Origin of the sequence: Halomonas sp. S3-1-1 (assembly GCF_023757625.1) — a bacterium.
In the GTDB taxonomy this organism is placed as follows: domain Bacteria; phylum Pseudomonadota; class Gammaproteobacteria; order Pseudomonadales; family Halomonadaceae; genus Vreelandella.
In genome coordinates this window covers 278444-301225 of sequence record NZ_JALGBZ010000002.1, presented here as the reverse complement: position 1 = coordinate 301225, position 22782 = coordinate 278444, and the positions used below count along the sequence as shown (strand labels likewise).

Sequence of the window (22782 nt, the reverse complement as noted above, 5' to 3'; positions counted from 1 at the left end):
GGCTAAAACAGCGTCGCCGATTTTAGAGCGCCCTTTATTCCCTGCAAGCGGCAATTAGTCCAGCGAATTAGCCTCGATTAATACCAAAGTCTAACAACTTTAGTTGAATACACTGCCTGCTCCTTTTATATGCGTGACTGCTTAACAAAAATCGACGCGCGGGCTGGCTCAGGACCATCGCCTTTGATATTAGCCGGTTAGCGAGCGAACGTTTCTCACATGCCGTTTTGATGACCTTCAGGTTAACTTTTTGTACAACTTTCATGAACGCTGGACCCGGTGCATGGTCTATACTTTCGCCAAGACCCAGAGAATGTCTGTACAAGCATCGGGCTGGTCGTAAAACACGTACGAGGGGATTTACTCAAATAGTTTACGCTCAAGGAGTTAAGATGATACGCCAACATCTTTTCAATGGGGCTCAGCCAGGAAGCCCAGAGCATCTGGAAAAATATCTAAGCGAACAGAAACTTAGGAGAGAAAAAGAGAGCAACACGGAGTTTTTATGGCTGACCGCCGCCTCTTTTCTCGCCGGAAGCCTGGCAACGCTTGCCTTCGTAGTACCGCTTTAAGACCCCATTTGTACAGCGAAAACCCCGCCACCGTGAGCGGGGTTTTTTATACGCGCGGATTTTTTCGACAGGGCCACAATTGGTGATTGCTTCTGCTGGTGAGGTGTATTACTGTGAGTTGGTACAAGACGCGTATAAATAAATACTTTACCAAGTATCAGCATTCACAAGGAGTGGTGGCATGCACAGATTACAACTGGAAAACATTTCGGAAGCCGGCCTGCAAATGGCGATCAAGGAAATCCGCAGCGAAATGTTTGATACCCCGCATACGGACTTTACCATTGCCAAAATGTTGAGCCATTGCGGTCATTTCTCTTCCGCAGAACTTTATCTAGACGAGATGCTGATGAAGTGGGGCTCGTCTCCTGACGTGGTCGAGCTTATCAACAAGGGTTACTCCATGGTCGATGCCATGAGCGCGACCGCCAAGGCCCAAATTGCTAGCCCGGTAGCTGCCCACCAAACCAGCGTTGAGACTGAAGCCGCCGTGGCATAACATTGTAACGGCCGAGCACTGATAAAAACGGCTTGCTTTCCGGATGAAAGCAAGCCGTTTTTTTGTGTTCGCTCTTTAAAGACGCCTGCGTCGTTTTTTTCTCGTAATGCCCCTGCCCTGCCCCTTCGCTGCTAGAATGCCCGCCTTTCGCGAGCGTCGCGCAGCGCGTCGGCGCCTTGTCCTGACTGACCAAGAGCTTTGCAATGATTGCGACTGCCCAAGCGGCGCTTCGGCCTTTATTACGGCTGGGCCTGATTTCTCAAATTCTCATCGGTATCGCCGCCGGCGTTGCGCTGGCGCTACTTTCGCCGGCGGTGGCGACCCGCGTGGCACTACTTGGCCAGCTATTCATCAGCGCGCTGCAGGCGGTCGCGCCGATTCTGGTGTTCGTGCTCGTGATGGCGGCAATCGCGGCTCACCAAAAGGGCCGACCCACCCAGATACGCTCGGTGCTGGCGCTTTACGTCATCGGCACGCTGATCGCGGCATTGATTGCGGTGAGCGCGAGCTTTTTGATGCCCACCGAGCTTGCGCTCGATGCGCCTCGTGCCGATGGCAACCCGCCGGGCGACATCATCGGCGTGCTGCGCGACCTGCTGCTCAACGCGATCGCCAATCCGGTCAGCGCGCTGATGGAGGCCAACTTCGTGGCCATTCTGGTGTGGGCGGTGGGCCTGGGGCTTGCACTGCGTCAGGCAAGCGACACTACGCGCCGGGCGCTTTCGGATCTCTCCGGGGCGGTCACCCAGCTCGTTACGCTGGTGATTCGTCTGGCGCCGCTGGGCATCTTCGGCCTGGTGGCGGGAACGCTCGCGGAGTCCGGCGTCTCGGCGCTGCTCAAGTACGCCCAGCTCTTGGGAATCATCGTGGGCTGCATGGGTGTGGTCGCGCTCATCACCAATCCGCTGCTGGTCTACATTGTGACCCGGCGAAACCCCTACCCGCTGGTGTTGACCTGCCTGCGAGAAAGCGCCATCACCGCCTTTTTCACCCGAAGCTCCGCGGCCAATATTCCGGTGAACCTGGAACTTTGCCGCCGGCTGGATCTCGACGCCGACACCTACTCGATCTCGATACCGCTGGGCGCGACCATCAACATGTGCGGTGCGGCGATCACCATTACCGTGATCACGCTGGCCATGACCCATACCCTTGGCATCGGCGTCGACTTTCCGACCGCGCTGCTGCTGTGCGTGGTCTCGGCGCTGGCCGCCTGTGGGGTTTCCGGCGTGGCCGGCGGCTCGCTGATGCTGATTCCCATGGCGGCGAGTCTTTTCGGCATCTCGACGGAAGTGGCAATGCAGGCCGTGGCGATCGGTTTCGTGATCAGCGTGGTACAGGACGCCACCGAGACCGCGCTGAACTCCTCGACCGACGTGCTCTTTACCGCCGCTGCCTGCCGCGCGAAAAAACCAGCCGCCTGATTTATCACTCCGCGCCTGCCATTTATCTCCTCTCTTCGTTTTATTAGCCACGCCGGGTTGACGACCCGGCGTTCTTTTTATAAAACGTTTCTTATATAAAGCGTTCTCTAAAAAGAACACTGCAAAAATAGCACGACGCTAAATTCGCGAACGGTTCACCATGAAAGAAGAGACGCTACGCACGCTGGGCGCGCACCTTCAGCGTTTGCGCTTGGCGCGCGGGCTGTCGCTGAGCCAGCTGGCAAGCGCGGCGGGTATGGCCAAGTCCAACCTGAGCCGGCTCGAGCAAGGCAACGGCAACCCGACGCTGGACACGATCTGGCGCCTGGCGGTGCAGCTCGGAGTGCCCTTCGGCGCCCTAATTGCGCCGGTCGACGAGGTGCTGGGCGACGACGACGTACAGCTCACGCTGATCGAGCAGGGTCAGGGCACGCCCCAGGTCGATGCTTATTGGATGGGGTTCGCACCCCATACCGAGCGCCAGGCCGAAGGGCACACCCCAAACACCGTCGAGACGCTGTTCGTCATTAGCGGGCATATCGAGGCGGGTGAACACGGCGCACTGCGCACGCTGGCCCCCGGTGACAGCGCTCGATTCAACGCCGACCGACCGCATTTTTATCGCACCCAACACGAGCGCGCCACGCTGCTCGTCACCATTACTTACCACTAACCATTCGCGTCAATCGCTACCACGTACCACTCGCTACCACGTACCACTCGCTACCACGTACCAATCACTATCACGCACCACCCGCTACCGCTTATTACGCACCACTAATAACAGCTCAAAGGCATCGAGGTCCCATGCGCGCGTCCACCGAATCCAGTGCCCGCCCCCACGCCATTTGGCACGCCACCCTTCAGGGCGCGCGCGAGGGCATTCCGCTGCTGGGCGGCTACATACCGGTATCGCTGTCGTTCGGGCTGGTGGCGACCCAGGCGGGCTTTACGACGTTCGAAGCGGCAGCGATTTCGCTTCTGATTTACGCCGGCGCCTCGCAGTTTCTGTTTGTGGGCATGATCGCCACCGGCGCGCCGCTTTGGCTGGTCGTGGCGTTGACGCTGCTGATCAACGCGCGCCACCTGGTGTATGGCCCGAACCTGGCCGCGCTGCTGCCCCGAAGCCGCCACTGGCTCTGGCTGATGCACGGGCTGACCGATCAGGTCTTCGCCTTGGCGCTGACGAGACTCCCGGCGCTCGACCCCGCGCGGCGGTTCGGCTGGTTTTTAGGCTGCGCGCTGATGGCCTGGGCGGTTTGGGTGGTAGGCACCGTGGTGGGCGCGGTGGCCGGCGAGGCGGTGACCGCGTACTGGCCGCTGCTGGGCGAAATCATGCCCTTCGCCCTGCCGGCGCTGTTTCTTGCCATGACCGCGCCGCGTTTTGTCGACCTGCGCTGGTCGCTGGCGCTGCTCGCCACGATTATCGCGTCGCTTGCGCTGACGCTGATCGGCGCCAGCAACGTCGCGATTCCGCTGGGGGCGGCGTGCGGGGCGCTGTGCTTTTACGCGGTGCGGTTTTCCGCCAGGAGGCGCGCATGAGTATCGAGCTCTGGATCGCCGTGGCGCTGTCGGCACTCGGCACGCTGTTGATTCGCGTGGCGCCGTTTCTCTGGATGCAGCGCCGGCTCGATCAAAGCGATGGCCCCACGCCGCTGCCGGAGTGGCTGGCCATTCTCGGCCCCCTGATGATCGCCGCCGTGCTGGGCGTGTCGATCGTGCCAGTCAACCCCAACGCCACGTCCTGGCTTGCCACCGCGCTGGGGCTTTTCGCTACGGTGCTGGTTTGGCGGCGCACCCGCTCGCTTGGCTGGCCGGTGGCGGCGGGGGTCGCGGTGTTTGGCATTACGGTGTTGAGCGCTTCGCTCATCGCTTAGCATAACGCCTGATAACGCTTTGCATTCTCCTCTAGCGCGTGACAACATCGCCTCTTTTGATTGGGTACCCTTCGTGGCGATCACACCGCGCCTTCGCGACGACGGCCTTACACGCCGTCGGCTTCTCACCGTTTGCACGGGGCTTGGCGCCCTGCTGGCAGCCCCGGGCGTTATGGCGCTTTCGGCCGACACCTTGGCACACGATGCGTCAGTGCGCGATACATTGGTGCGCGACGCCTCCTCACGCGAGACCCCGCGCATCGTCACGCTTTTTCAGGGGGCGACGGACAACGCCGTGGCGCTGGGACTCACGCCCATCGGCGTGGTGGATTCATGGCTCGAGCGGCCGATGTATCGCTACCTGCGAGACGATCTGGCCGGGGTGGAGCACGTGGGCCTCGAAACCCAGCCCAATCTCGAGAAGATCGCCTGGCTTTCCCCCGAGCTGATCGTTGCCAGCGACTTTCGCCACGCCCGGGTCGCCCCGCTTCTGCGCGCCATCGCGCCGACGCTTTCCATGCCCACGGTGTTCGATTTCAAGATCACGCTGAGCCAAATGGCCGAGGCCACCGGGCGCGAGGCGCGCGCCGAGGCGCTGCTTGCGCGCTGGGGTGCGCGAGTCGCCGACTTTCGCCGCCAGATCATGGAGCACTTCGGCAGCGAGTGGCCGCAAAAGGTGGCGGTGGTGCGCTTCAAGAGCGATCACCTGCGTATCTACACCAGCGGCTTCGCCGGCTCGATTCTTAGTGAGCTGGGCTTTGCACAGCCCAAGACGCTGACCGCCCAAAGCTGGGGGATGAAGCTGACAAGCCCGGAGAACATTCCGGTGCTGGACGCCGACGTGATGTTCGTGCTGCTCGAGCCGGATGACCCGGCCATCGCCGACAACTACCGCCGCTGGTCGGCGCATCCGCTTTGGCAGCGGCTGACGGCGGTCGAGCGCGACCGGGTATTCGAGGTCGAGCCGGTCAGCTGGATGATGGGCGGCGGCATTCTGGCCGCCAACGCCATGCTCGACGACCTTTACCGCCATTACCAGCTTCGCCCTGCCGCGTTTGGCGAAAGCGCCTGCGCGGCCGGTAGGGAGAACGCCCCATGCTGAGCCATACATCGAGCCGGGCGCTCGGGCTGCTTGTAGGCGCGCTTGCGCTGCTGGCGGCGTTTCTGGCAAGCGTGATGCTGGGCACCACGCCAATCGCCTTGAGCGCCCTGCCCCAGGCACTTTTCCACTACGACCCGGGCCGGGTAGATCAGATCATCCTGCTCACCGAGCGCATCCCGCGAGCCTGCGTGGCCGCGCTGGTCGGCGCGAGCCTTGCCGTAGCGGGGGCTTTGATGCAGACCGTGACCCGCAACCCGCTCGCCTCTCCCGGGATTCTGGGCATCAACGCCGGCGCCATGTTCTTCGTGGTGGTGGCGGTGTCGCTTGCGCCGCTGAGCACGCCGGGGCAGATCGTCTGGGCGGCGCTTTTAGGCGCCCTGTTAGCGGCCGGCCTGGTGGTGGCGCTGGCCCGCGGCCGCCAGGGGGAGTTCTCCCCGCTTCGCGTGGTGCTGGCCGGCGTCGCGGTCACGGCGCTGTTCGTGTCGTTCAGCCAGGGGCTTCTGGTGATCGATCAGCAGAGTTTCGAGAGCGTGCTTTACTGGCTGGCGGGCTCGGTGTCCGGGCGCGATCTACACCTGGTGGCGCCGCTGCTACCGCTGTTTCTGGGCGGCCTCATACTCAGCGCGCTGCTCGCCGGGCGCGCCAACGCACTGCTGCTGGGCGACGACCTGGTCACAGGCCTTGGCATGTCGGCGACGACCACCAAGCTGCTGCTGGGCGCGGCGGTCATCGTGCTGGCGGGAAGCTCCGTGGCGCTGGCGGGGATGATCGGTTTCGTGGGCTTGATCGTGCCGCACATGGCGCGCGGGCTCTTCGGAGTCGACCACCGCTGGCTGCTACCCGCCTGCGCGCTGCTTGGTGGGGCGCTGCTGCTGCTGGCGGACGTCGCCGCGCGCTTCGTGATGCCGCCCCAGGAAGTACCCGTGGGCGTGATGACCGCGCTGCTCGGCACCCCCTTCTTCATTTACCTGGCAAGGCGCAGGCTGGCCGCCCAATGAACATGAACGCTTCTTCGCGCACAGCGCCCGCCGCGCTCGCCTCCTTTCGCGCCACGCTGCTAGCGCTTTTTCTACTATTGATCGCCAGTGCGACGCTGTCGCTGTGTCTGGGCAGTTTTCCGACCTCGCCGGCCCGAGTGGCCGAGGCGTTAATCGCGCCGTCAAAAAGTGACATCGCCTTCATCGTCTGGGAGCTTCGTCTGCCGCGCATCGCGCTGGCGGTGCTGGTTGGCGCAGCGCTGGCCGTGGCCGGGGCGCTGTTGCAGGCGATCGTGCGCAACCCGTTGGCCTCGCCGGACGTGATCGGCATCACCAGCGGCGCCGCCTTCGCCGCGGTGGCGTTTCTGGCGCTGCTGGGGTCGACCCTGAGCATCCACTGGCTGCCCGTGGCGGCAATGCTCGGCGCGCTGGCTGCGGCCTTTGCAGTGACCGGGCTGAGCTGGCAACGGGGCATTCGCCCGACGCGCATGGTGCTGGTGGGGATTGGTCTGGTAGCGGCGCTGGGCGCGGGGACGACGATGATGATCGTGATCGGCGACGACGCGGCGGCCATGGCGGCCTACGTCTGGCTCACCGGCAGCCTTTACGGCGCGCAGTGGTACGATGTGCGGGGGCTACTGCCTTGGCTTTTGGTGACGCTGCCGGTTTGCTTGATGCTTGCCCGTCACGCCGATGCCATGGTGCTGGGCGACGACGTGGCGCTGGGGCTCGGGGTGGCCATCACGCGCAGCCGGCTGGCGCTTTTAGCCTGCAGCGTGGTGCTGGCCGGCGCGGCGGTGGCCTTTGCCGGGGGCTTGAGCTTCGTTGGGCTGATGGCGCCGCATCTCGCGGCAAGGCTAACCGGTCGTCATCTGGCAAGGCTTGTGCCCGCCGCTGCGCTGGTCGGCGCGCTCATCGTGCTCTGCGCCGACCTGCTGGGGCGGGTCGCCTTTCTGCCCAAGGACCTGCCGGCGGGAATCTTCGTGGCCGGCATCGGCGCGCCCTTTTTCGTCTACCTGCTTTATAGAACGCGATAGACGGAACGCGCCAAGCCTTCGCGATCATCCTGACGCTAGAACTCCAGACGATAGCCCAGCGTTAACGTGCGCCCGCGACCGGCGAAGTAGCGCTCGTCGTTGACCAGCGCGCTCTGCGAGTAGTAGGTCACGTACTGCTCGTCGAGCAGGTTGGACACCCCGACGTTCATCTGGCCGACTGGCAGTTGATAGCCGATTGCCGCGTCCATCAGCAGGTAGCCGTCGAACTCGCGGTTCGCCTCATCGAAGGTTTCATCGAAGGCGTAGTTGGCCTGCACGAAGGTGGAGAGGTCATCGGTCCAGTTCGCTGACCAGCTGGCGGTCAGGCGATCCGGCGAGACATCGAGCCCCGAGAGCTTGGCATCCAGGTTTCCGTCCTCGTTGCTGTCATAGCGCCCGTCCATGCGCGAGTAGGCCACCCGGCCGGAGTGGCGGTCGGTGAACTGGTAGTCCAGCGCGGCCTCGACGCCCTTGATCTCGGTCTCCTGGCGCTGCATGTAGAAGACGTCGTCGATCTCGGTCAGGCGGCTGCCGAAATCCGACGAGGATTCGTAGTAGCTGAGCTCCGCCGCCAGGCGGCCGTTCTCGAAGCGTACCCCGGTCTCGATGTTGTCGGTGACGATCGGTGCGAGGTTATCGATGCTGCCAACGGACTGATTCGGCGTGCTGATGCCGCGAAGCGCGCGCCCCACGTCCGGAATCGAGAAGCCTTCGGAGTAGTTGGCGAACAGGCTCCAGTGCTCGACCGGGCTCCAGACCGCGCCCAGGTTATAGAGCGTTTCGTTGAAGCTCGGGTCACCGCCTTCCACCGCCACGCCGTTGTTGGCCGCCACGGTGCGGTAGCTATCGATGTCGAGCTTGGCGTACTCGTAGCGCGCACCGGCGGAGAGCAGAAGCGAGTCGACCGGGCGCAGGTCGGCCTGCACGAACGGCGAGAGATCGGTGTAGTCGGTGGGCGGCACGTAGGTGCGATCGCTGGTGTACAGGTACTGCTCGGTTTCATCGAACAGCGTATCGAAGCCCAGGGTTACCTTCAGGCGTTCGTCCCACAGGTCGTCACGGGTCAGCGAGACCTTGGTGCCGAACTTGGTGGTCGCCGCTAGGGTCTGGTCGAAGTAGGTGCCCACCGGCGCCAGCGCCGGGTCCTGGAAGGTCGCCGAGTCGGTTGCGCCGAACAGCGCCTCGTAGTCCTGGTAGAACGCTTGGGCGCTGAGCTGCATGCCGGCCAGATCGAAATGGTCGTAGCCAAGCCCGGTCGTCCACACCCGGTTGTAGGGCGCATCGCCTTCGGGGGTGCCGCGCCGCGAGGTCGTGACCACGCCGTTCGCGCGGTCGCCGGTGACGCTTACGTAGTCGTTGTGGCCTTCGATATCATAGTGGTTGAGCGTGAACTGCAGGCGCTGGTCGTCGTCGATCCAGTAGGCGAGCTTGCCCAGCAGATCATACGAGCGCGAATCCATGAGATCGCCCTGGGTGTTGTCCACCCCGACCGCGTCGCCGTTGCCGTCCAGAAACAGCCCCTGGTCTTCAACGCTTGCCGAAAACAAATAATCCACGTCGCCGCTGTTGCCGCTCACGCCGTAGCCCGCCTTGTAGCTCAGCGTCTCGCCGTCGAGCTCGCTAGTGGGCGTGGTGACTTGGCCCTCCACGTACTGGTTGAAGGAGCCGGGTTCCGGGCGCTTGGTGATCAGGTTGATCACCCCGCCCGCCGCGCCCACGCCGTTGGTGGCGTTGGCGCCCTGGATCACCTCGATCTGCTCGACCATCGAGAAATCGATGGCGTGCGCTTCGCGCCCGGTCGGGCGCAGCGGGTTGGACTGGGGAATACCGTCGATCAGGATCAGCGGCGTGCGGCCTCTCAGCGTCTCGCCGCTGCCGCTCATCTTCTGGCGGCTGGGTGAGTAGGACGGCAGCAGGTTGCTGAGGATCTGAGACGAGTCGCTGGTCATCTGGCGCTGCTGGGTGATCTCCTCCTCGCTAATGATGCGCACCGTCTGCGGCGAGTCCTCCACGGTTGCATTGGTGCGCGAGGCAGTGACCACCATGGTCGGCTCAGCGCTGCTGCGGCTAACCGGTTCACCCGATTCGGTTTGTTGAGCAAAGCCCTGCGTCGCCGCCACCAGCCCGGCGAGGGTGACCGTTGGCCAGATGGCCATGCGTTTATCGATATTCACCTTGTCCTACCCCTTTTTTTAACAGCTTTTTTAACCGCTTTTCGATGTGCCTTGTGTTGGCGCGCGCAAATACCCGCATTAAACGAGCATCTAAATGATAATGATTGTATTGCGCATATTAGACCCTTATTTTCTATAAAATGGAACACCGCGTTCGACTCATTCGTGCGCTAATGCCCTTTAATGTGTAGCGATATGTCGTACCAGAAGAAGGCGCAAAGACGGGAAAATATTGAAAATGGGAATTTTTTATCCTAGGGTTTGCTCCGTTCGCTGACTGCACGAGCCCGCCCATGACGCTCTCTTCGCCCCCACTTTCTCGCCTGACCGGCGCTGGCCTTCGCGCCGGCTACGATGTCGAGCCCGTGCTGAAAGGGGTGGATATCGCCATCGAGGAAAGCCGTCTTACCGTGCTTTTGGGCCCCAACGGCTGCGGCAAGTCGACACTGCTCAAGACCCTGGCGCGTACGCTCGCCCCCAGCGCCGGGCAGGTCTATCTGGACGGCAAGGACATTCACCAGCGCCCTACCCGCGAGGTGGCCAAGCGCCTGGGAATTCTGCCTCAGGGCCCGGTGGCACCAGAAGGCTTGAGCGTTCGCCAACTGGTCGGCATGGGTCGCTTTCCTCACCAGGGGTTATGGCAGAAAAACAGCCGCCAGGATGAGGAGGCCGTGCGCGAGGCGATGGCCTACACCGACGTTGGCGCCTTTGCCGAGCGCGGTGTCGATGCGCTCTCCGGCGGCCAGCGCCAGCGCTGCTGGATTGCCATGGTGCTGGCCCAGCAAACCGACCTGATCCTGCTCGACGAGCCCACCACCTTTTTGGATTTGAAGGTACAGGTGGATCTTCTGGAGCTTTTGTCGCGGCTCGCCCACGAGAAGAGCCGCACGCTGCTGCTGGTACTGCACGACCTGAACCTGGCCGCCGCCTACGCCGACTGCCTGGTGCTAATGCGCGACGGGCACATCGTGACTCAGGGCGCGCCTGGCGAAGTCTTCACCGCCGAGAACCTCAAGCGCGTGTTCGAACTCGACGCCCAGGTTCTCAATGATCCGGAAAGCGGCCGCCCGATCTGCGTACCGCGAAAGCGCGCGCCTGAGCGCCCGCCCTACAGCCTTTCACCCCGAAAAGCCTCATGACCCACACCTTTTGCGCCGAGCTGAGCCAGCAGCAGCACGACCCGCTGGCGGGCAGCGCCGCCCACGCCGAGCAGAACCTGCTGATCAGCTGGCCCCGCGCCAAGTGGCAGCGCAACCTGCGCCACGCAAGCGACATGGCGGATTCGCTGAAAACGCAGTTGGACGAGATCGCCGCCGCTGGCCGGCGGGTCAACCTGATTCACCGCCGGGCACAGGACGCCACCTGCCATCAGATATTTCTGATGCCGGAACGCCGCCGCTTCAACGTGGCGCGCGATGAGCTGCCCCGCTTTCTCGACCGGTGGCGCGAGGGCCATTCGCTTGCCAAGTGGGAGCAGGCGCCGCCGGAAGCCGACCTGATTCTGTGCTGCACTCACGGCAAGAAGGACAAGTGCTGCGCGAAATACGGCTACCGCACCTACAAGGCGCTGGCCGCCGCCGTTTTGGAGCACGCCCTGCCTTTCGATGTATGGGAAAGCAGCCACCTGGGCGGGTGCCGTTTGGCCGCCAGCCTCATCGTGCTGCCCCATGTGCGCAAGTACGGGCGCCTTCGCCCCGAGCAGGTGCTGCCCTTTCTGCGCACTGAGGCCAGCGGGCGGCGGTTTCTGCCCGGCTACCGGGGCGATTCGCGGCTTACCCCGGCCCAGCAGTGCGCCGAGGTGGCGCTGCTTGAACGCCTTGAGTTTGAGGCGCCCTTTTCCCAACTGACGCTGACCGACGATCAGGGCGACGAACAGCAGCGCACGCTTCGCTGGCAGTGCCAGCAGGCCGAACATACCACCACGTTCGAGGTGCAGTGCCAGAGCGTCGCGCTTTTACGCGTCGACACCTGCGCCGATCTCGACCAGGGGCCCACGGAAAGCTTCGTGTGGCAGGCTACCCGCATTGAGGCCATTAACGGTTGATGGATATCCACATCTAAACCCACAAAAAAACGCGACGAGTAAACATCGCGATGTAGCGATTGCAGCGTGATAAGCCTCATTAGCCGATGGCGGTTTCCAGCAAATCGGGCAATTCCAGTACGGCCTGCATAATCGCTTGTTCGCCGCGCTTCAAATGCTCATCCATCAGCCGGGCGGCGATATCGCCTTGGCCTTTTTTGAGTGCGCTGACAAGCTCGGCGTGCTCTTCGCTCCAATAGCCATCGCTTTGCCCATACACCATGCTAACGTAGGCAATGCGCATATGATCTTCCGATAGCTCCTCAATGAGCCGCGCTAGGCGCTGATTGCCAGCGGCGCGCGCGATCAGGCTGTGAAACCGATGGTTAGCATAGGAGTAGTCGATCATTTCGGCAGTGCTGTGGCGGTCATAGGTCGCTTGGCTGCACTCCTGAAGAGCGCTGAGCGTTTCCTTATCCAGTCTGCCCGCCGCTAACCGGCATAGTTCAGGCTCGAGCAGGCGCCTGGCCTGATAGCTTTCGCGAATGCCCTTAAGGGTGATCGGGGCAACGGTATAGCCAAGACGGCCGTGATTGACGGCTAACCCTTGCTGGGCCAGTCGCGTCAAAGCATGGCGAATCGCCGCCTTTCCAAACGCGTAGTGCTCGGTCAACCACACCTCGGTGATGGTCGTCCCCGGCCTCAAACGGCAGGCAATGATATCGCGCTTGATAATATCGAAGGCTTGAGCATTCAGGCTGACTTTCTTCTTGGGAGCCATGAAACGTTCCATGTTAAAAGCAAGGCGGTGTCCGGAAACCCGAGACACCACCTTAGTTTATCATCTAGCCTGGTTTTCGAAACGATTCAAAGCAGCGACAGCACCACGAAGACGGACATAATGGTGGCACCGCATATCAAGGTCCACATAACGCAGTAACCCATGATGTCGCGAGCGGAAAGCCCGGCCACGCCCAAAAGCGGCAGCGCCCAGAAAGGCTGCATCTGGTTGGTCCAGGCATCGCCCCAAGTGAATGCCATAATTGTTTGCGGGATATCGGCGCCCAAGCGCTGCGCAGCTTCAAGCATAATGGGACCCTGGATCGCCCACTGGCCGCCGCCGGAAGGAATGAAGATATTTACAATACCCGCGGAGATGAAGGTCACGACCGGGAAGGTGTGAACATTGGCGATTTCGACAAACCAGCCAGCCATGCTGTCCGCCAGCCCCGACACCTGCACCATGCCGGCAATACCAGCATAGAGCGGGAACTGGATAATGATACCGCGGCAGGCAAGAATGCCCTCCTTGACCGCCGCGCCCAGACTTGCCGGACTCGGCTGCAAGATGAGCCCCACGGCCAAGAAAATTAAAATCACCAGATTCAGACTTAGGGTGAATCCTAATTCCTGGAAGTTGATGATCAGGTAGCCGATGGGTAGCAGCGCCATCACCAGGTTGGGCAAGCGGTAATGCTCGAGTTTTTCGGCCCAAGGCATTTGACTGGTATCGACCTGCTCAACCGTATTGTCCAGCGGTTCGCCTTGGTACTGCACGATTTCATCGGCTTCGGGTTTAATGCGCGAAAACACGAAATACAGCAGGAATAGAAGGATCACCGAAAGCCCTACGTTCCACCAAGCGTAGAGCGTTTCGGTGATCGGAATTACGCCCACTACGTCCTGCATGAAGTTGCCTTCCGAGGCCATCAGCAGCGGAATGGAGGCGGTGGTGCCACGGATAATTTCACCGGAATAGGCGGCAGCCACGGCTAGGGGGAAATGAAGCCCGGGCACGCGCCGAGCCATTTCACGCGCCAAAAATGCGCCCACGATCATCCCGAAACCCCAGTTGACGTAGAACGTGACCATGGAAACTACGGCCACGACCCCGGCGGCTTGGCCTGGCGACGTCGGCATGGAGGCGAGACGGTCGATCATTCTGGCGACGATTGGCGTCTTGGCGATGACGAAACCGGTCAGCAGAATCAGCGACATTTGCATCGCGAATCGATAAAGGTTGGAGAAGCCGTCGCCCCATCCATTGAGCATGGTGGTAGCGCTTTGGCCTTCTAGCAAAACGCCCATCATGAACACGACCACACTAAGCGCCATGGCCAGCAGTAGCGCATTGGGTAGGCAGGTCTGCACGAATCTCAGACAGTATCGCGTTAATGTTTGCATCGTTGAGTACCCTGTTGGTTTGTTTTAGAGCTTTTTGCAGTTGGGCGTTTTTTGCAGCCGTCGATTAGCGTGCCCAGTCAAAGCGCGGCACTTTGTTATGAGCGAGTATCACTCGCGTGGCATGAGCGGAAGCTCGATAGCCGAGGCGCGATGCTGACTGCGGCCGACGTGGATCGTGGGTACCACGCCATCGGGAATGCGCGAAAAGTGATCGCTATCGGCCAAGGAAATGGCGACGCGCAGGCGGTGGCCCGCCTTGAAAAGCCAGGAAGTGGGCAGCAGATCAAAAGCCACTTCGCTGTACTCCCCTGGGATGAGATAGCGTGCATCCCGCTCGTTGAAGCTGTGTTCTGGCCCTAGCGGAGGCAAGTTAGGATGCGCCGGGGCAACGCGGCGGTGAAGTGCCCGAAACACGCCTTCGGTCACGTATCTTGCCTTGCCCTTATCATCGATATCTTCGATATACACGAACAGCGCGCAGTCTTGGGTATCGCTTTCAATGTGCAGCCGCACGACGGGGTGGCCGGTCAACTCCATGTCGGCGTCCAGTACGCTGGTGGTGTAGCTCAGCATGGTCTGATCGCGCCCGTCCCAGTCGGCGTAATACCCCTCCACGTTCTGCGCGTACAAGCGGTTGTAGCGTGACTGATTGCCTGTTCCGCAGCGATAGTCGCCGGTGTAGTGGTCCGCAACATCCAGCGCCTGCGGTTTTTCGGCCGCCAGACCGCTATTCGGCTGGAAATAGAGCGTGTGCCACCGGATGTCACAGGGCGGCCACTCCGAAGCGGCTTTCCAGCGCTCCTCGCCAACCGTGTAGTAGTGAACCGGAAGCTCGTCTTTGAGGCCGGTCGCGATCCCCATCAGGTGCTCGTCGAAGAAGCGCAGCGTCTCGGCCAAAGGTTTTGCTTGAGGCTGCGGGTCATGGCGATAGGGGCTTGCGCCGGTGCGTGCTCCGTGATCCCAAGCGCCCAGAAGCAGACGTTTGTTCGGATTTTGCTGCCACTGGTAGCGCAGAGCCGCCCCCTTGGCGTAGTGGCCATCCATCCAGCCCGAAATTGTGTAAACCGCAGTTTGGCTATCTGCATCACGATTGGCGTAGTAGTAAGGGCTAATGATCGCCGAGCTGAAATCCGGGTCGGTATGCAGCGCTCGGTCGCGAAAGGTCAGTTGGTGGACGAAGTCGGCCATATCGAAATTGGCTTTGTGCGCCTCGAGCGCTTCGGCTAGCAAGATGCCGTCGGTATCTTCATCAACTGGCGCTGGGCCATCGTAGTGAGTGCCACTGAAATAGGGAAACTTGTTCCGATCTTCGGCTGCGTCATCGTCCAGTGCGTCCATTAGATTGCCGTACTCTTTGACCAGCCGCCGGCACATGACCCCGCCGGGATAGAGCTGGTTGGACCAGGTATCCCATACCGCCGAGTGAGGCACGATCGCCTTGACTGCCGGGTGCGCCCAGGACGCGGTGAAATCCGCCGCCGCCCCTAGATACGAGATACCCGTAACGCCGATCGACCCACTACACCACGCCTGAGCATTGATCCACTCGACGATTTCCAGGTAGTCCGTGCGCTCCTTGGGCGAACGAAGCCCGGTCCTGACGCCAAAGGATGCACCGCTGCCACGTACGTCGACGGCAACCAGCGCGTACCCGCGCGCCAGCAGCAGCGAACGAAACACGCCGATATTGGGGCAATCCTCCAAATCCTGAGGCGCATCGGGCGTCAGCTTCATGCGCCGGTAATAAGGCGTAAAGAAGGCGACTACGGGAAAGCGTTCGCCGGCTTCTTCATTACCAGGCAGGTGCACATCGACGGCGATCCGCGTGCCGTCTTGCATCATCAAATAGCGAGAAGAAAGGCGCTGGCCCTTAAAACGTGGCGCACGATGCTCGATCCACGCTTCCGGGTGAAACTGAAAACTGTCACTCATTAAAATACCTTCAGGATGTTAGATTTTTTAAGAAGGTTGAATTTATATTTTTAACATGTCAAATATTTTTAAAGACATTTCAAATTAAAAGCACCCTCAGTTTTATCGCGGTACTAAGCCTTGTTGAACGCGGTGGAGCGTAAAAATGGAATGAAAATAACGCCCTGCATGAAAGCCGGGGCTTGGAAGAATAAGTTTTGGAGGAGTAGCCAAAAGGGAGCATCAAAACTTATAGAAATGTCCGCCCACTAAAAAACCCGGCCTGAGCCGGGTTTTTTGTGCACAAGTGAAAAATCCTACCAGCGGTAGCTAATACTTCCGATCACGCTGCGCGAGGCACCGTAGTAGCAGTAGAAGTCGCAGCCGCTGACGTACTCCTTATCGGTGAGATTGTTGACGTTCACCTGGGCGGTCCAGTTCGGGTTGAAGTCGTAGCTGGCCACGGCGTCGAACACGGTGGCCGAAGACACGCTGCCGTCGACGCTGCTGCCGGGGCTTGGCTCGCTTTCACCCACATGGCGCACGCCGGCACCGACGGAGACGCCGGGCACGAACTGGCTGGCGTCGTAGTCCAGGCGCGCGGAGGCGGCGTGGCGCGGCACCAGCGGCACGCGCTCGTCCTGCTGGGCGTCGCTGACGTCATAACGCGCATCGGTGTAGGTGTAGGCCGCGGTGAGCTGCAGCGCATCCGTCAGATAGCCCACGCCCTCCACTTCCAGGCCCTGAGAGCGGCGCTCTCCGGCCTGCTCCTGTACCGGCGCGCCGGTAGAGATCAGCGTGTTGTCCTCTTCCACATCGAAGGCGGCGATGGTGACGTAGCCGTCGATATCGAACGGCGCGATCTTGACCCCGGCTTCGAGCTGGCGGCCTTCCAGCGGCCGGTAGCTTTCACCGCTCGGGCCGCTACCCGCCACCGGCGTAAAGGATTCGCTGTAGCTCACGTACGGCGAGATACCGTTGTCGCCCAGATACATGGCGCCGGCGGTCAGCGACACCTGTTCGTCGTCGTAGCCCTGATCAGAGCGGCCGGTTTTGTCGCTCAAATCCTCGGAGCTTTTCACGTTGTCGTAGCGGGCGCCGGCCAGAAAGATCCAGTTGTCCGCGACGCGCAGCTGATCCTGCACGTAGAAGCCGAACTGACGCTGGCTCAGATCGTGCCGGGTGGGGTCGCCGGTGTCCGGTTCGCTGAACGCTGCGTAGTCCGGCTGGTAGAGATCGACGGTATCGATGTTGGCAAAGAAGCTCGAGCCGTCGCCCAGGGTGCGGAAGCTGTCACGGTTGACGTAGTTCAAATCGAGCTTCTGGTAGCCCGCGCCGAGCAGCAGCGTGTTCTCGGTGTTGTCGGTGTAGGTGCGCGCAATCAGGCGGTTATCCAGGGTGTAGGCGTCGTAATCCCCGTCGCGGTCGATCACCCCGCGGGAAATGCTGCGCGGCGGCGTCACGAAAGAGTTCGGGTAGACGTTTTTGAGCTCCAGATCGAGATGGGCGTAGCGGGCGTTTTGCTGGAACTCCCAGGTGTCGTTGATCTGATGCTCGAGCTCGTAGCCCAGCGAGGTCTGGCGCTGATCGAGGGTATCGAAATCCGGCTGGCCGTAGTTGGTTTCCGGGTCGATGCGGCCAAGCGGCGTGGCGTTCGCGGTGCCCTGAGCCGGAAAGAAGCCGGAGGTCGGCGTGCCGCGGTCCTTCTGCACGCTGGCCAGAAAGGTCACCGTGGTGTCGTCGCTGAAGTCGACGGCCAGGCTCGGCGCGAAGTAGTAGCGCTCGCTGCCGGTGCCGTTGAGCTCCCCTTCGCGGTCGCGATAAAGCCCGACCATGCGGTAGCGCACGTCGTCGCTTTCGCCCACCGGGCCCGAGGTATCGATTCCCACCTGGCGGTGGTCGTGATTACCCGCCTGAAGCTCTATGGTGCCCTGGGGCTCACGGGTCGGGCGTTTGCTGATCGCGTTGATCACCCCGCCCGGAGGCGCCTCGCCGTAGAGGATCGAAGCCGGGCCCTTGAGAAGATCGACCCGCTCGAGGCCAAAGGTTTCGGTGAGCCACCAGAAGTAGCCGCCGGTACGAAACAGGCGCAGGCCATCCTGATAGGTCGCGCTTTCGGCGCTAAAACCGCGCAGCAGAAACCAGTCCGCGTTGTTGTCGTCACCATAAGGCTGGGAGGTAACGCCAGAGCGATACTGAAAGGCCTCATCGAAGGTGCGCACGCCCTGGGTGTCGAGCGCTTCGCTGCTGACGGTGGAGATCGAGCGCGGCGTTTCGATATCCGGTGTGTCGACCTTGAGCGCGGTGGCGGTGACCGTGGTGGTGCCCAAGTTCACCGCTTGCTCCTGGGCAAGCGCCGCCAAAGGCGCTGTAAAAAGCGCCCCGGTCAGAGAAAAGAGTAGCGAGCGGCGAACGGCCAGCGATAAAGGCGCGACGGTAAAGGGCCTGGAATCCATATGATCGGTCTCGTTAAAGAGCAAGGGGCGATTGAGTAAAGCGAATGATAGAGATTTTTATTCACCACCACAAACCAAAGCGCTTAACAAGCGTTGAAAGCGCAACGTCGCGTTGCGTTTGCTCTAAACGCCACCGCTGCTCGCCTATGCCAACCTCGGTCGATGGACTTCACCATGAGCGCCGCCATGCAGTATTCGGCGCCCATACCTGGCTTGTGCTTTCAAAATTCGTAGCCTTCGTTGTCTGCTGGAATCAGCAGTCGGTCGGTCATGTCGTGTTGCGCTGAAAACGCCTGCAGTTCGGCCCGCGTCAACACCGAGTGGTTGACCGTCTCCATGTGACTGGCGATGAGCATCGACTGAGGGGCCGCCGCGTAGACTTTAGCTACGTCTTGCGTGCCCATGATGATCGAGCCAAGCCCGGGTATCTGCGCATCGCCCGCGTTGAGCACGGTAATGTCCGGGGTGTAGTTGTTGAGGTTGGCCGCTACATACTCGTTCCAGATGGTATCGCCTGCCAGGTATAAAACCTTCTCGTCGGGATGCTGGAACACGAGGCCACACACTTGGCCCAGAATCTCTCCAACGGCCGCTAGCGCCTCGTCGCTACCGTGTTGACCGGGCGTTTTGACGAGGCTGACATCGTCGAAGCGCGTCTGCTCACTTAGCACGCGGACGTCAGTAAACCCTTGGCTGCGAATCAAATCGGCGTCCTGCTCGTGCTGAGCGAACAGCGGCAGATCCTTTGGTACGAGACGCTGTGCGGCTTCGTCCCAGTGATCGTCGTGGGTATGCGTCACGATGACGGCATCCACATCGAGGATCTCGCTCATGGGGGTAGACAGCTCGACGCGGGGGTGGCGCAGGTGATCATTGGCAGTTCCTTCGAAGCCGGGATAGGCGTTCTTCTCGGCCAGGTAGGGGTCGATGAGAAACTTTTTACCGGCGAATTCGATAAGCAGCGTGGCGTTACGAACCTGTTTGATGTGCATGATGACTCTCCTGTGGATGAACGTTTCGTCATGTTAGAGGCGTATTAACGTGTTGGCGCGGGCGTGATCGATCGCGGGTCGAGCGAATGTCTGCCGCCCAAAACGCTGGGGGTTTGATCCCATAATGGCCATGGGGCATTAAAACGGTAGCGACAGTTTTGCGGTACGACCGCCATCGACAACGATGATTTGCCCATTGATGAAGGCACTTTCATCGCTTGCGAGAAATGCCACGGTCGCGCCGATATCGCTTGGCCTACCTGTACGCCCTGCCGGGTGCAGGCGCAAGAGATCCGTGCGCGCCTGCTCCGGATCGTCCTGGGCTTCCAGGTATTTTTCGCTGAGATCGGAGTGAATCCAGCCCGGTGCGACGGCGTTGCAGCGAATACCGTCATCCCCAAGGTCCACCGCCAGCGCGCGCGTGAATCCATGGACCGCGGCCTTCGACCCGCAGTAGGCGATGTGCCCGGGGTTCGCGCCGATCCCCTCGATCGAGCCAATATTGACGATGCTACCGCCACCTCGTTGGCGCATCTGTGGCAATAGCGCCTGAGCCAAAAATACCGGCGCTCGCATATTGATCGCCATCAAGCGATCCCAGCGCTCCACGCTCATCTCCTCGAGCGTCTCCTCGAACATCATTCCAGCGTTGTTGACCAGCACATCGACGCCGCCAAACGCGTCTTCCACCGCCTTGGCAATCAGTGCCGGGGCTTCTGGATGGCTGAGGTCGGCCTCTGCCCAAACAACATTGCGGTTCGATGCCAGTTTGCCCTCCAGCGGCTGGCGCTGGGCAATCAGGACAAGCGCGCCCTTTTCGAGTAAGGCCTCGGTAATACCCAAACCGATACCTCGACCACCTCCGGTGACAACGGCAATCTTGTTCGCAAGATTCATGTATTTCCTCATGTTCGTGGATCGGAGTCCGAATGCCTGGCTTTCAAGACCGGCTTTGGACTCAAAGCCACCTTTAGATGACTCCAAACGCATACAGCGTTAGCTGGCTTTGGCTGCTTTGGCCTTGGGTAACCGGGGCTCCGACATCAGCCCCTTAATCAAGCCGTAGCAGCCGATCACCAGCACGATCGTGAACGGCAGTCCGGTGGATACCGCCGCGGCTTGAAGCCCGCCAAGACCACCTCAAGAATCCAGTGATTCGAAAGAATCGTGCATAGGGCCATCACGGCGCCGATGCCTAGCGAATGCGATGCAAAAAGTGCAGGTGTTTCTCGTACTGATCGAGAATGTCACCGATCAACTGATCTGTGCTGTAGCCGACCACGTTGTACTCCTGCCCTCCTTCGCGAAGGAAGACTTCGGCGCGGTAGTGACTACGCTTCTCCGAACGCGAGTTCTGGCGCAAGCCGTTCAGCGTGAAGGCCGGGGCCACGTAAGCGCGCGCTCGAATGCCGTAGATAAAGTCACTTTCATCACCGTGACTGACGCGCAGGTAGCAGCGATCTTCCTCATGCGTAATGGCTACATCGAGAGACTTGTTTTCGAAAACCTCTGCCACGTCGCGCATGGCCGGCTCGACGGTCTGCATTAGAAACGTCATCACCTGCTGGCGCTTGGGCGAAGAGACCAGCGTCTCGAGCCGGTTCTGCCAGCGATAGCCACCGCCGGTGCCCACGCGAGAAACGTTGCTCGGAGTATTGGCGACCTGCTGCAGGCTGTCGCGCTTGAGCGCCTCGATGCGCAGCGACTTGAAAAGCCCCAGCCCGACCAGAATCAGGATCGGCGCAAACGGCAGGGCCGAGGCGAGTGACGCGGCTTGCAGCGCAGCCAGCACGTTCTGACCGCCTGCCAAAATTAGCGCGGCGGCCACTACGCCTTCAGCCACTGCCCAGAAGATTCGTTGCCATACGGGCGACTCATCACCGTCCTTGGAGGTGAGGGAGTCGATGACCATCGAGCCGGAGTCCGCCGATGTGACGAAGAACGTGATGACCAGCAGCGTCGCGATGACCGATGAGATGCTGGACAGCGGCAGCGCATCGAGAAAGTGGAAAAGCGAGGTGGAGCTGTCGGCGAAAACGCGATCGACTAGATCCGGCATCGTGCCCTCAAGCACGCCGTGAAGCGCGGTATCGCCGAAAGCCGTAAGCCAAACCATGGTCACCCCTACCGGCACCAGAAGCACGCCAAGCACGAACTCACGAATCGTTCGGCCTCGCGAGACCTTGGCCACGAACATGCCCACGAACGGCGACCAAGCAATAAACCAGGCCCAGTAGAACAGGGTCCAGGCGCCGAGAAACGCCTCCGTGTCCTCGCTACCGGTATAGGCGTAAACGTTAAATGTCATGTCGACGAGCGACGAGAGGTACGAGCCGACGTTCTGGCCCAGCGATTGAAAGATGAACAGCGTCGGGCCGACGACGATCACGAACAGCAGAAGTACGAGCGCGAGCCAAAGGTTGCACTCGGAGAGACGCCGTATGCCGCCGTCCAGGCCCAGAATGACTGACAGTGTGGCCAGGGCAGTGACCCCCGCTACCAGCAAGAGCTGAACGGAGGTTGTCGTGGGCACATCGAACAGATAGTTGAGCCCCGAATTGATCTGCAGTACGCCAAGCCCTAGTGATGTCGCAATACCAAACATGGTGCCGAACACCGCGAACACGTCCACTGCGTTCCCGATCGGCCCGTAAATGCGCTTGCCGATGAATGGATAGAGCGCCGAGCTAATCCTCAGCGGTAGGCCATGGCGGAAACTGAAGTACGCCAGCGCCAGCGCGACGATGGCGTAGACGCCCCAGACGTGAAGCCCCCAATGAAAGAACGTCAGGCGCATGGCATCGCGCGCGGCGGCCGCACTCCCGGCCTCGCCGACCGGCGGATTGGCCAGGTGAAAGATGGGTTCGGCGACGCCGTAAAAGATCAGCCCGATCCCCATGCCGGCCGAGAAGAGCATGGCGAACCAGGAGAGATAGCTGAAATCGGGCTCGCTATGGTCTGGCCCGAGTTTAAAGTTGCCGTAGCGGCTCAGCGCCAGCACTAGCGCGAGCACCAGATAAACGCCCATGGCCAGCAGATAAAACCAGCCAAAGGTATCGATGATCCAGTCCTGAAGCGAGCCGAAAACTCGCCCTGCCGTTTCCGGTGCCAAAATCGCGAACAGCGAAAACAGGCTGATCAACGCGGCAGCCGGATAAAAAACCGGAGGATTGATACCCCCCGGGCGCGTACTTTTTGAAACGTCTTGACTACTCATACTCACTTTCCACTCGTGTGTTTCATTCGCGACACATCCTGTGTTTGAATTTTTGGGCGAGCCAGCAAAGCAAAGACAAAGCCCGTCGGATGACGGGCTTTTGGGTAGGCAGCGCTATTTGCCACAACGAATGCGCGTCGACGCCAGGTCTAGCGAGATCGCTTGCTTCTCTTCATCAGCCGCGTGATGTGCCGCTTGATCCAAGAGCACATACCCAGCGGCGGCATGGCGGGCATATAAAACCTGTCCAACGATTTCTGGCGCTCGAGCACTTTGGGTAACGCGGGCTTGCTACCCTCCTCTTTCGAATCGTCTGCCGGCATCGCCTCTCTCCGTC

19 protein-coding genes are annotated in these 22782 nt (G+C 60.9%); 11 read left to right on the top strand and 8 right to left on the bottom strand.

Features of this window, described 5'->3' with window-relative positions; all coding sequences use genetic code 11:
• The first annotated feature begins 392 nt into the window (after positions 1–392).
• From MQW23_RS06455 to MQW23_RS06415, 9 genes are all read left to right on the top strand, one after another.
• The gene (locus tag MQW23_RS06455) at positions 393–572 is read left to right on the top strand and encodes a hypothetical protein (protein WP_252107030.1); all 180 of its coding nucleotides are present in this window, start codon (positions 393–395) and stop codon (positions 570–572) included.
• Between the two features lie 181 nt (positions 573–753).
• Positions 754–1071 carry a hypothetical protein gene (locus MQW23_RS06450; RefSeq protein WP_252107029.1) on the top strand — a complete coding sequence of 106 codons (318 nt, stop codon included), beginning with the start codon at positions 754–756 and terminating at the stop codon, positions 1069–1071.
• Between the two features lie 203 nt (positions 1072–1274).
• On the top strand, positions 1275–2495 hold the full coding sequence (sstT, locus tag MQW23_RS06445; RefSeq protein ID WP_252107028.1) for a serine/threonine transporter SstT: 1221 nt from the start codon (positions 1275–1277) through the stop codon (positions 2493–2495).
• Positions 2496–2655: 160 nt separating this feature from the next.
• Entirely contained in the window at positions 2656–3168 is a 513-nt protein-coding gene (locus MQW23_RS06440; protein WP_252107027.1) for a helix-turn-helix domain-containing protein, read from the top strand.
• A 134-nt stretch (positions 3169–3302) separates the two neighbouring features.
• Positions 3303–4037, top strand: a complete 735-nt coding sequence (locus MQW23_RS06435; protein WP_252107026.1) for an AzlC family ABC transporter permease — start codon at positions 3303–3305, stop codon at positions 4035–4037.
• A complete protein-coding gene (locus MQW23_RS06430) occupies positions 4034–4372 on the top strand; it encodes an AzlD domain-containing protein (protein ID WP_252107025.1) in 339 nt (112 codons plus the stop codon). Before MQW23_RS06435 ends, MQW23_RS06430 begins: the two co-directional genes overlap by 4 nt.
• Before the next feature lie 19 nt (positions 4373–4391).
• On the top strand, positions 4392–5474 hold the full coding sequence (locus MQW23_RS06425; protein WP_252107024.1) for an ABC transporter substrate-binding protein: 1083 nt from the start codon (positions 4392–4394) through the stop codon (positions 5472–5474).
• Complete coding sequence (locus MQW23_RS06420; RefSeq protein ID WP_252107023.1) at positions 5468–6472, top strand: FecCD family ABC transporter permease; 1005 nt, start codon at positions 5468–5470, stop codon at positions 6470–6472. Before MQW23_RS06425 ends, MQW23_RS06420 begins: the two co-directional genes overlap by 7 nt.
• Positions 6473–6474: 2 nt before the next feature.
• Positions 6475–7488 carry a FecCD family ABC transporter permease gene (locus MQW23_RS06415; RefSeq protein ID WP_442908592.1) on the top strand — a complete coding sequence of 338 codons (1014 nt, stop codon included), beginning with the start codon at positions 6475–6477 and terminating at the stop codon, positions 7486–7488.
• A 35-nt stretch (positions 7489–7523) separates the two neighbouring features.
• On the opposite strand, the gene MQW23_RS06410 is transcribed toward MQW23_RS06415, so the two are convergent.
• A complete protein-coding gene (locus tag MQW23_RS06410; RefSeq protein ID WP_252107020.1) occupies positions 7524–9662 on the bottom strand; it encodes a TonB-dependent receptor in 2139 nt (712 codons plus the stop codon).
• Between the two features lie 293 nt (positions 9663–9955).
• Between MQW23_RS06410 and MQW23_RS06405 the strand changes: the two genes are divergently transcribed.
• Together MQW23_RS06405 and MQW23_RS06400 are read left to right on the top strand one after the other, a co-directional pair.
• Complete coding sequence (locus tag MQW23_RS06405; RefSeq protein WP_252107019.1) at positions 9956–10801, top strand: ABC transporter ATP-binding protein; 846 nt, start codon at positions 9956–9958, stop codon at positions 10799–10801.
• Positions 10798–11706 carry a ferredoxin family protein gene (locus tag MQW23_RS06400; RefSeq protein WP_252107018.1) on the top strand — a complete coding sequence of 303 codons (909 nt, stop codon included), beginning with the start codon at positions 10798–10800 and terminating at the stop codon, positions 11704–11706. The genes MQW23_RS06405 and MQW23_RS06400 overlap by 4 nt, the downstream gene beginning before the upstream one ends.
• 79 nt (positions 11707–11785) lie before the next feature.
• Here the strand turns inward: MQW23_RS06400 and MQW23_RS06395 are convergent, their stop codons facing one another.
• From MQW23_RS06395 to betT, 7 genes are all read right to left on the bottom strand, one after another.
• The gene (locus tag MQW23_RS06395) at positions 11786–12466 is read right to left on the bottom strand and encodes a GntR family transcriptional regulator (RefSeq protein WP_252107017.1); all 681 of its coding nucleotides are present in this window, start codon (positions 12464–12466) and stop codon (positions 11786–11788) included.
• An 86-nt stretch (positions 12467–12552) separates the two neighbouring features.
• Entirely contained in the window at positions 12553–13869 is a 1317-nt protein-coding gene (locus MQW23_RS06390) for a short-chain fatty acid transporter (protein ID WP_252107015.1), read from the bottom strand.
• 108 nt (positions 13870–13977) lie between these two features.
• Positions 13978–15801: a CocE/NonD family hydrolase gene (locus MQW23_RS06385; RefSeq protein ID WP_252107013.1), complete on the bottom strand. Its 1824-nt coding sequence runs from the start codon at positions 15799–15801 to the stop codon at positions 13978–13980.
• Positions 15802–16097: 296 nt separating this feature from the next.
• Entirely contained in the window at positions 16098–18236 is a 2139-nt protein-coding gene (locus MQW23_RS06380) for a TonB-dependent siderophore receptor (protein WP_252107012.1), read from the bottom strand.
• A 221-nt stretch (positions 18237–18457) separates the two neighbouring features.
• A complete protein-coding gene (locus MQW23_RS06375) occupies positions 18458–19228 on the bottom strand; it encodes an MBL fold metallo-hydrolase (RefSeq protein WP_252107011.1) in 771 nt (256 codons plus the stop codon).
• A gap of 138 nt (positions 19229–19366) precedes the next feature.
• Positions 19367–20125, bottom strand: a complete 759-nt coding sequence (locus MQW23_RS06370; protein WP_252107008.1) for an SDR family NAD(P)-dependent oxidoreductase — start codon at positions 20123–20125, stop codon at positions 19367–19369.
• A 298-nt stretch (positions 20126–20423) separates the two neighbouring features.
• On the bottom strand, positions 20424–22445 hold the full coding sequence (gene betT / locus MQW23_RS06365; protein ID WP_252107006.1) for a choline BCCT transporter BetT: 2022 nt from the start codon (positions 22443–22445) through the stop codon (positions 20424–20426).
• Between the last annotated feature and the right edge of the window lie 337 nt (positions 22446–22782).

Bases quoted from the DNA above. Each gene is read 5' to 3' on its own strand.
- MQW23_RS06380 (WP_252107012.1), bottom strand. From the start codon at position 18,236: ATGGATTCCAGGCCCTTTACCGTCGCGCCTTTATCGCTGGCCGTTCGC.
- MQW23_RS06395 (WP_252107017.1), bottom strand. From the start codon at position 12,466: ATGGCTCCCAAGAAGAAAGTCAGCCTGAATGCTCAAGCCTTCGATATT.
- betT (WP_252107006.1), bottom strand. From the start codon at position 22,445: ATGAGTAGTCAAGACGTTTCAAAAAGTACGCGCCCGGGGGGTATCAAT.
- MQW23_RS06455 (WP_252107030.1), top strand. From the start codon at position 393: ATGATACGCCAACATCTTTTCAATGGGGCTCAGCCAGGAAGCCCAGAG.
- MQW23_RS06435 (WP_252107026.1), top strand. From the start codon at position 3,303: ATGCGCGCGTCCACCGAATCCAGTGCCCGCCCCCACGCCATTTGGCAC.
- MQW23_RS06430 (WP_252107025.1), top strand. From the start codon at position 4,034: ATGAGTATCGAGCTCTGGATCGCCGTGGCGCTGTCGGCACTCGGCACG.
- MQW23_RS06450 (WP_252107029.1), top strand. From the start codon at position 754: ATGCACAGATTACAACTGGAAAACATTTCGGAAGCCGGCCTGCAAATG.
- sstT (WP_252107028.1), top strand. From the start codon at position 1,275: ATGATTGCGACTGCCCAAGCGGCGCTTCGGCCTTTATTACGGCTGGGC.
- MQW23_RS06400 (WP_252107018.1), top strand. From the start codon at position 10,798: ATGACCCACACCTTTTGCGCCGAGCTGAGCCAGCAGCAGCACGACCCG.
- MQW23_RS06415 (WP_442908592.1), top strand. From the start codon at position 6,475: ATGAACGCTTCTTCGCGCACAGCGCCCGCCGCGCTCGCCTCCTTTCGC.
- MQW23_RS06370 (WP_252107008.1), bottom strand. From the start codon at position 20,125: ATGAATCTTGCGAACAAGATTGCCGTTGTCACCGGAGGTGGTCGAGGT.
- MQW23_RS06385 (WP_252107013.1), bottom strand. From the start codon at position 15,801: ATGAGTGACAGTTTTCAGTTTCACCCGGAAGCGTGGATCGAGCATCGT.
- MQW23_RS06420 (WP_252107023.1), top strand. From the start codon at position 5,468: ATGCTGAGCCATACATCGAGCCGGGCGCTCGGGCTGCTTGTAGGCGCG.
- MQW23_RS06390 (WP_252107015.1), bottom strand. From the start codon at position 13,869: ATGCAAACATTAACGCGATACTGTCTGAGATTCGTGCAGACCTGCCTA.
- MQW23_RS06440 (WP_252107027.1), top strand. From the start codon at position 2,656: ATGAAAGAAGAGACGCTACGCACGCTGGGCGCGCACCTTCAGCGTTTG.
- MQW23_RS06405 (WP_252107019.1), top strand. From the start codon at position 9,956: ATGACGCTCTCTTCGCCCCCACTTTCTCGCCTGACCGGCGCTGGCCTT.
- MQW23_RS06375 (WP_252107011.1), bottom strand. From the start codon at position 19,228: ATGCACATCAAACAGGTTCGTAACGCCACGCTGCTTATCGAATTCGCC.